The sequence below is a fragment of the Erwinia magellanica genome (assembly GCF_039023495.1).
In the GTDB taxonomy this organism is placed as follows: domain Bacteria; phylum Pseudomonadota; class Gammaproteobacteria; order Enterobacterales; family Enterobacteriaceae; genus Erwinia.
Genome location: NZ_JBCHVC010000012.1, coordinates 1 through 6,731 on the forward strand (window position 1 = coordinate 1; position 6,731 = coordinate 6,731).

Sequence of the window (6,731 nt, forward strand, 5' to 3'; positions counted from 1 at the left end):
AAGAGTGGGATCCAGGCGGCAACGGCGGCGGTACAGGGTCTGCTGGCTGGCAGCGTGCAGGGCGCCGCAGCGGGCGCAGCCGCGCCTTATCTGGCTGGACTCATTCATAAAGAAACCACCACCAGCGTAAATGGCAACATTCAGGAAGTAAACGACCCGGCAAACCTGATAGCGCACGCGGTGCTGGGCGCGGTGGTAGCACAGCTACAGGGCAAAAATGCGCTGGCAGGCGCAGCGGGCGCCACAACGGGTGAGTTTATTGCGCAGCGGCTTTATCCCGGCGTTGAGCATGGTAAACTCAGCGAGGAGCAGAAGCAGAAAATCAGCGCGCTGAGTACGCTGGCGGCAGGGCTTGCGGGCAGCCTGGCCTCGGGCGATATGAGCGGCACGGTAGCCGGCGCTTCCGCCGGGAAGAATGCGGTTGAGAACAACTTTTTGAGTACCACATCCTCAGACAGACTCGACAAAACCATAGAGAAAATTAAGCAGGGTGATAAATCACTGGCAGCGGCTAATGAGCTGATAAAGCTGGAGAATGCCGACAAACGCAGCGATGCACTGGTCTCTAAATTCACCAAGGACCCGTCGCAGATGAACAGCACAGAGCGGGCTGAACTGGCCGGTTATTTGCGTGTTTACGCGTCTGAAATGGAGAAGGAATATGGCACGGCAGTGTCGCAGGAACTGGTGAAAGGACTGCTGTCTGGTCAGGATTATATAAAACGAAATCCTGACTCTGAAGCAATGTCTAAGGCCCAGTCAATCATAAACACCTGGGGCTACAATAAATCCAATGCCAGTATAGGCGATGCACCTGTTATGTTTGGCAGCAGTGTATTGGGTATTACTGTCAAAGGGATTATGGCGAATGCCGCAATTGGCGTGGGAGTTAACTCTGCTGCTCAGCTTACCGGAAAAGATCCTTTCAGTTACGTGGATGCAATAATGGCCGGGGTGACAGCTGCAGCGACAACAGGAAAAGGTATTACCATCTCAACTCCTATCAATATAGGCGGTGCGGCAATTGGTAGTAGTATTAAGGGAGAGGACCCAACAAATTCAGTTATTGGAACTGGACTAGGTTCAGTAGTAGGTGGCGGTGTCGGAAAGGTCATATCAGGGGCTATGGGGTCTACTGTCAAAGAAGGAACTTCCAATATTATTAGCAATGTTGGGGGCTCGATTACTAGCGAGGCTATTGGGAATGTGACAAAAGGAACGCTCGATGAAGCTGATAAAGCCACTAAAAAAATAATCAAAATGTCAATGTAAGCACCCTCATAGTGCTAATAGTACGTTGTATAGTATGCATTTTTTTATGGCAATGATGGGCTGCCTTCTTGGTAGATTGATAGTGCTCTTTAAAAATAATATTTTATTTTTTGATTGGGGAAAGGATGCTTTTTATTCTTTCAAAGTAGGTGCTTCTGCGGGTACGTTGGCAGGAATCGGTATTTGGATAAAAGCCAAGTTACAAGAACGCAAAAATAAAAAAGAAGCAGTTAAATAAGTCAATAACGATCTCAGTCAGCAGACTGGGGTTGTTGTTGAGAATAACTATCTGAGCAGTAGTGACAAGGACCGTCAGACATATCTCAACCACAAACAGAACCTGACACCAGAAGAGCAGAAAGATAAAGAGGCGTTAAATCGTAAGGATCTGGAAAGTGATCTGGCTGCTTACGCGGCCTGCAGTGGCAAAGGTGGTGACTGTCAGGTAGAAAGAGCAAAAGCGAAGGACGCGCAAGATACCTACTTCAATCAGACCTACCAGAATCCGAAAGAGGCTCAGGCGGGTTATCAGCAGATAGTGAACTTGCTGAACTCTACAGATCCGAATGCGAAAGTCGCGTCTGGTGCACTGGCGAAGCAGTTTGGGAAGGATGTAGCGCTCAACAATAAAGCTTCGGCTTCAGGGGCAGCAAGTTCACTTGTTAAGAATGCAGATGGAATTTACGAAGTAAAAATAAATTCAACGCCTTTGGAAGGGCAGCAGCGTTTAAACACGCCAGATGTCACTGGTAATGGGAAGTTAAATCCCGCAGAAGCTGCGGCAGCTGCGAGGCTTGAAGATGTGTTAGGGACACTAGAAAGAGCGCCTGATACAGGTGGGAAAACAGCTGATTTTATTATAAGCAGTGGCTCTAACGCAGGTAAAACGGTTGATTTGATGTATACAACAAAGAACTTGTCTCAGAAAGAAGTTGATGGGATCAATAAGTTTTTTGAGAAGAACATGACCGTTTCAAAAGCACTTGAAAAGTTACCAGATGGCAAGCAACAAATATTAGATCACTTAAACAAAGCCGACATTGTTCCTGTTGACTTCAGCATATTGTCGCCAGGTAATCAGAAAATATTTACTGACTACATCAAGACATTGCCTAAATCACAACAAGAAAAAATCATCATCATGAGGTAAGTGTTATGGGAGCAACTTTTTTTATCGGTTATCCAGAGGGGAAAGATTTGCATGTTACTTTGAATAGGCAAGCTTCTAATGCATTAGAGGCGCTGTTCGATGAGGCATTGCAGAGTAACTGCCCAGATATCCATGAAAAAATAATGGAGGTCTTAGTACTTGATCAGATTAGTTTTACTGAACTGAGTAGTGCTGATTTTAATTTAGCCATAAAAAAAATTAGAAATTGCATCCAGAGTCGAACAGAAGCAACGGAATGGCAGTCCTATCAGAAAAGTATGTGGGAAGAGGAAATGGAACCCCTTATTCAACAAGATGAACGTTATCAAAAAAAAAGTTAAGACAAGAGGCCGGGTCATCTGGCCGGGCCTCTGCTTTATACTCTGAAGGCGCCATCTTCTCGCCACTGCAGCATTTTTCGGCGAACCAGAGAATTATTGGGTAGCTGTTGGAGGAATTAAATCGCTTTTCTCATCAGCGGCCACAAATGGTGAAAAATTGATTGGAGCTTCCTTAAGTTTGGGGCAAATGGGGCCGTACAGATAATGTCCGGTAATACGGGTGATAAATTTGATTACGTAGGTTTCCTGGCCTCTGGCCCGACAGGGATGGCAACTGCCGGAAAATTCTATTATGCAAGTCAGTTACTGGGAGCGGGTACTGCCTACATGACAAGTCAGATAACGGGTCAGGATAGTAAAGCAGTCGTGCTGGGAAGTATGGCGGGTATTGCATTCGGCTATGGTGTTGGCGGGGCTGTAATTGGTTCCGGAGCTTCAGAAGTTGCTGGCTCTGAATTTCAAAAACAGTTGGAGAATAAATAATGAAAAATATCATATTAGCCATAAAGCTAATGTTTTTTTCTTTTTAATAACATCCTTAACTCTATTTTTTGTTAGGTTAGGTATAGCATCTATTTTTATGATAAAAAATGGATTTTTTGTTTTTGAATGGCGAGAAAATATATTCGATTCGATACAAAGGGGTGCCGTTATTGGTTTGGTTTTAGGTGCCGGTATTTTGTTTTTATCGAGACTACAAAGAAGATAAAGAAAAATAACCACCCTCAAAACGTTAAAGATATTAGTTTAATAGAGGCAGAGTTAGCAGCACGGTGACGGCTCATGCGGCGGGCAGAAGCGACGGCACCCCTTGTTATCCGGGATAAGGCGAAGCAGACGCAGGATGTGGCGGACCTGAGCCGCGACGCGGCGGGCGCGAATCCGGGTCTGGATAAAATCTTCGACAAGGAGAAAGAGCAGAAGCGTCTGCAGATCGCGCAGCTGGGCGATGTCAGGTGCGGCCAGGCAGTCCGCCACGGCGCTGGCTAAGGGTAATTTGGATGAGGCTGGTATAAAAATCGCACTCAGCGTCGGCGCCAGCAAAAGTGTGTTAGCACTAATGGACCAAATCATGCCGCTTATTACCTGACTAATAGAAGACAAGATGGTAGCGTAGTGGTGTTTGAAGTTGATGCGGCTCTCCATAAGCAAATAATGGATGCAGCAGTACCTCAAAAGCCAATTCCTGGGGTGTCGAAAGATCCGGATGCTCCTAAGGTTGTCGATCCTACAAAAGGTCAACCAAGTGTGTCTCTTGAACTACCTAAGGTGTGGGATAGGCTGATAGAGCAAAACTCCTCAAAAGCTCGCGTATTAAAAAAAGAGGAATTTCTGAATGAATTTAACAAATGAGTATCAGAATTTACTCGATGAAATTTTTAATGGCGATAAAGATATAGCTATCTTTGTTGTGGATGGGATTCATTATTATCTTGTTGATAATAAAGATAATTACTGCATCGATGTTAGGCCGGAATATAAGGCGTATATAGCTAAAGGATGGATGAAGGAGTCTCTGTATGATGAGGCAGTAAGTTCATTCAGAAATGGAGTTCCTATATTATCTAAGGATAGCTTTAAAGATTATATAACCAGAAATGATGTTGTTATTTATACAGTTGACTGGATGAGATCATTCTTCACATTGGAAAGAGATGACGAGCGGCTTGTCAATTTTTATGAATATGTTGAGCATTTTTTATCCACATTAACAGATCCAGTATCAGTTGAATGGGATAGCTGGAGAATGCGACTACCTAAATTTTATATTAATTTTGACAAAAAAATATATCGCCATACTGATTGGGATAGAAGTCACGAAGCGTCTGTACCTTCTGATTGGAACGCTCAAGCAAATAGTGATTTTGGCTTGTTAGTACCAGACAAGGAACAATACTGGCTTATTAATGGCATGAATTTTTGGAAATTACAGATGTGAATAGTAAAATCCCGCCCTCAGTGGCGGGATTTTACTTTATATGTCAGCCCGTTATGCATCTGCTGCCAGTCGGATGATCAACTGCCCCGGCTCGGTGATCACTTCGATACTCTGTCCGGTGATGAATTCGAGCGGCTCCAGCCATCTCCCCTTGATGGTCAGTTGGGGCAGCGGGTTCGGCCTGTCGCCGTTAGTGCGGCACCGTCACAAAACCCCGAAAGCGGTAATGGCAGGGACGAAAAGCGCTGTTATGATGGGGCATTGGTTGCTCTTTAACAGCGTTGGGGAAAATGGTGTTGTAACGGGCAGAAAAAGCGCGTCTGGGGAAAAAGTTGCCTGGGCCAGAATGCACAGGGGAAAAGTGGTTGTATTGTGCTGAGTGAACCAGGAAAAATGCTGTTGGCTGGCTAGCTCCGCATCGAAAGAAGTTATTGTTGAGAATAATGCGCTGCATGCAGAGGATGAGAAACAGCGCCAGGATGCGAAGTGGTCGCTGCCGTATCTGGAAGGGGAAAAGAAAGAGCAGGCCGAGAAACTTATCAGCGATCTTAACGCGAAAGATAAGGCGTTTGATAATGCAATAGATGCAGCCTGTCAAAATCTGTCTTCCGACCAGTGTAAAGGTCTGCGTCAGGATCTGGCTGCAATGGCGAATAGTTATGACCGGCAGCTTGATGGCCAGTATATCGGCACAATGGGCAGCGTCTACAAGGAAGGTAAAGGCCAGGTTGATGCACTGATATGGCAGTATGCTACGGCGGATGCGAAAGCGGAGCGCGAAGCTAACGTTAACCGTATCGCTGAAAACTGGGGTGTGAGTAAGGAAACAGCGGACGGTATCTATACCGCGATGGCTGGCGTTCATACCACGGCGGCGATTGGTGGTGCGGCGTATGGGATGAAGGATGTTAAAGAGCCAGCTACAGCACAAGCGAAACCCTCTACTCCAAGTAAAGGCAGCACCCTGGAAGAAACAAAACCATCAACTGGTGCGGAAAATGCGGCTACCTATTCTAAGTTGAAAGATGAGTTGATACAGCAGAATTTGAATAATATAGCGAAGCAGGATCCAAGGCTGGCAGCAGTAGTTCAGGGCGGCAATGGCAAACTGAATTACGGAGTTGGTTCTGGCTCTGCATCTGAAGCGGACCGGTTGGGTAAAGTTTGGGTAGGTGATGGTGCCAGACTTACAAGTGATGGTAGTGGATTGATGAGTGCAGACAAAACTCGTGTGTATCGATTCCCTGCGTCAAAAGAAAATAGTTCACATGCGACAACCGGTACCCAAGCTAATTTTGAAACATATAAAATAAATCCTGTAACAGGGGATAAAACCAAGATTGGTAACGGTCATCTGGATATAAATTAGGAAATAACATGAACGCTATTTTAAAAAATATTTCAAATGATGATTATGATCTGAATAAATTTCATCCGGAAGATGAAAGTTCTTTCTCGATTCGATTACTGCTGCGCATAGGAGCTGAAAATAGCGTTGGTGCCGATAACTTCGATCTTCATGTCTGTACCCCTGAATGGCTCTGTAAACACCACTGGCTGCCGGAATTGATGCGCCATACGCTGTTGGTACGTAAATACGATCTGGATGAGATAACCAAAACCATTACAGATTATATCGATAAGTGTGAAGGGAATGACTGGATGGAGATAGCACAAAAGCTCTCGCGCATCTTCGCCTGGGAATATGAAGATTACCAGGCGTGAACGAAAAATCCCGGCCATTGCGCCGGGATTTTTACTTTAGCGGTCAGCCAGCGCTCCGCTTCTTCGGCTCCGCCATTACCTAAATCACGTCCATCAATTCCCGCTGCTACGGGCGGAGAGCTTCGGGAAGAGCTGGTGCAGGGGCTGTATCATCTCCTGCTCCGGTGAGGGCTGTTTAACCGTCAGTAATATGCAGCCGGACAGCACTTTAACTTCCAAAGTGGTGGCGGATGTCGGACGCGACCTCACGCTGAGCAGCCTACAGGACAGCAATAATTACGATTCGAAACAGACCAGCGTCAGC

The 6,731-nt window shown here is 45.8% G+C and carries 11 protein-coding genes and 1 pseudogene; 11 read left to right on the plus strand and 1 reads right to left on the minus strand.

The window, feature by feature from the left end:
• The 8 genes from AAH450_RS20890 to AAH450_RS20925 all read left to right on the plus strand — a co-directional run.
• Window positions 1-1,272 (plus strand): VENN motif pre-toxin domain-containing protein (locus AAH450_RS20890; protein WP_342911904.1); only part of this gene is annotated, 1,272 nt, incomplete at its 5' end.
• Window positions 1,273-1,318: 46 nt separating this feature from the next.
• Window positions 1,319-1,510 (plus strand): hypothetical protein, encoded by a 192-nt coding sequence (locus AAH450_RS20895; RefSeq protein ID WP_342911905.1) that lies wholly within the window; start codon window positions 1,319-1,321, stop codon window positions 1,508-1,510.
• A gap of 300 nt (window positions 1,511-1,810) precedes the next feature.
• The gene (locus AAH450_RS20900) at window positions 1,811-2,422 is read left to right on the plus strand and encodes a hypothetical protein (RefSeq protein ID WP_342911906.1); all 612 of its coding nucleotides are present in this window, start codon (window positions 1,811-1,813) and stop codon (window positions 2,420-2,422) included.
• Between the two features lie 5 nt (window positions 2,423-2,427).
• Window positions 2,428-2,763, plus strand: coding sequence for a hypothetical protein (locus AAH450_RS20905; protein ID WP_342911907.1), 336 nt, complete (start codon window positions 2,428-2,430; stop codon window positions 2,761-2,763).
• Window positions 2,764-2,967: 204 nt separating this feature from the next.
• Entirely contained in the window at window positions 2,968-3,246 is a 279-nt protein-coding gene (locus AAH450_RS20910; protein ID WP_342911908.1) for a hypothetical protein, read from the plus strand.
• Window positions 3,247-3,546: 300 nt separating this feature from the next.
• The gene (locus AAH450_RS20915; protein WP_342911909.1) at window positions 3,547-3,753 is read left to right on the plus strand and encodes a hypothetical protein; all 207 of its coding nucleotides are present in this window, start codon (window positions 3,547-3,549) and stop codon (window positions 3,751-3,753) included.
• Window positions 3,754-3,882: 129 nt separating this feature from the next.
• Complete coding sequence (locus tag AAH450_RS20920; protein WP_342911910.1) at window positions 3,883-4,116, plus strand: hypothetical protein; 234 nt, start codon at window positions 3,883-3,885, stop codon at window positions 4,114-4,116.
• Window positions 4,100-4,702, plus strand: a complete 603-nt coding sequence (locus AAH450_RS20925) for a hypothetical protein (protein WP_342911911.1) — start codon at window positions 4,100-4,102, stop codon at window positions 4,700-4,702. The genes AAH450_RS20920 and AAH450_RS20925 overlap by 17 nt, the downstream gene beginning before the upstream one ends.
• Window positions 4,703-4,753: 51 nt before the next feature.
• Here AAH450_RS20925 and AAH450_RS20930 read toward each other — a convergent pair.
• A pseudogene (locus AAH450_RS20930) lies at window positions 4,754-4,900 on the minus strand (SymE family type I addiction module toxin); the annotation flags it as partial.
• Window positions 4,901-5,081: 181 nt separating this feature from the next.
• On the opposite strand from AAH450_RS20930, the gene AAH450_RS20935 reads away from it, so the two are divergent.
• From AAH450_RS20935 to AAH450_RS21200, 3 genes are all read left to right on the plus strand, one after another.
• Window positions 5,082-6,071, plus strand: a complete 990-nt coding sequence (locus AAH450_RS20935) for a DUF6862 domain-containing protein (RefSeq protein ID WP_342911912.1) — start codon at window positions 5,082-5,084, stop codon at window positions 6,069-6,071.
• Between the two features lie 8 nt (window positions 6,072-6,079).
• Window positions 6,080-6,427: an immunity 8 family protein gene (locus tag AAH450_RS20940; protein ID WP_342911913.1), complete on the plus strand. Its 348-nt coding sequence runs from the start codon at window positions 6,080-6,082 to the stop codon at window positions 6,425-6,427.
• 190 nt (window positions 6,428-6,617) lie between these two features.
• A partial coding sequence (locus AAH450_RS21200) for a hemagglutinin repeat-containing protein (protein WP_463322753.1) occupies window positions 6,618-6,731 on the plus strand: 114 nt, incomplete at its 3' end.

Coding starts and splice junctions, on each gene's coding strand:
- AAH450_RS20895 (WP_342911905.1), top strand. CDS start 1,319: ATGGCAATGATGGGCTGCCTTCTTGGTAGATTGATAGTGCTCTTTAAA.
- AAH450_RS20905 (WP_342911907.1), top strand. CDS start 2,428: ATGGGAGCAACTTTTTTTATCGGTTATCCAGAGGGGAAAGATTTGCAT.
- AAH450_RS20910 (WP_342911908.1), top strand. CDS start 2,968: ATGTCCGGTAATACGGGTGATAAATTTGATTACGTAGGTTTCCTGGCC.
- AAH450_RS20915 (WP_342911909.1), top strand. CDS start 3,547: ATGCGGCGGGCAGAAGCGACGGCACCCCTTGTTATCCGGGATAAGGCG.
- AAH450_RS20925 (WP_342911911.1), top strand. CDS start 4,100: ATGAATTTAACAAATGAGTATCAGAATTTACTCGATGAAATTTTTAAT.
- AAH450_RS20940 (WP_342911913.1), top strand. CDS start 6,080: ATGAACGCTATTTTAAAAAATATTTCAAATGATGATTATGATCTGAAT.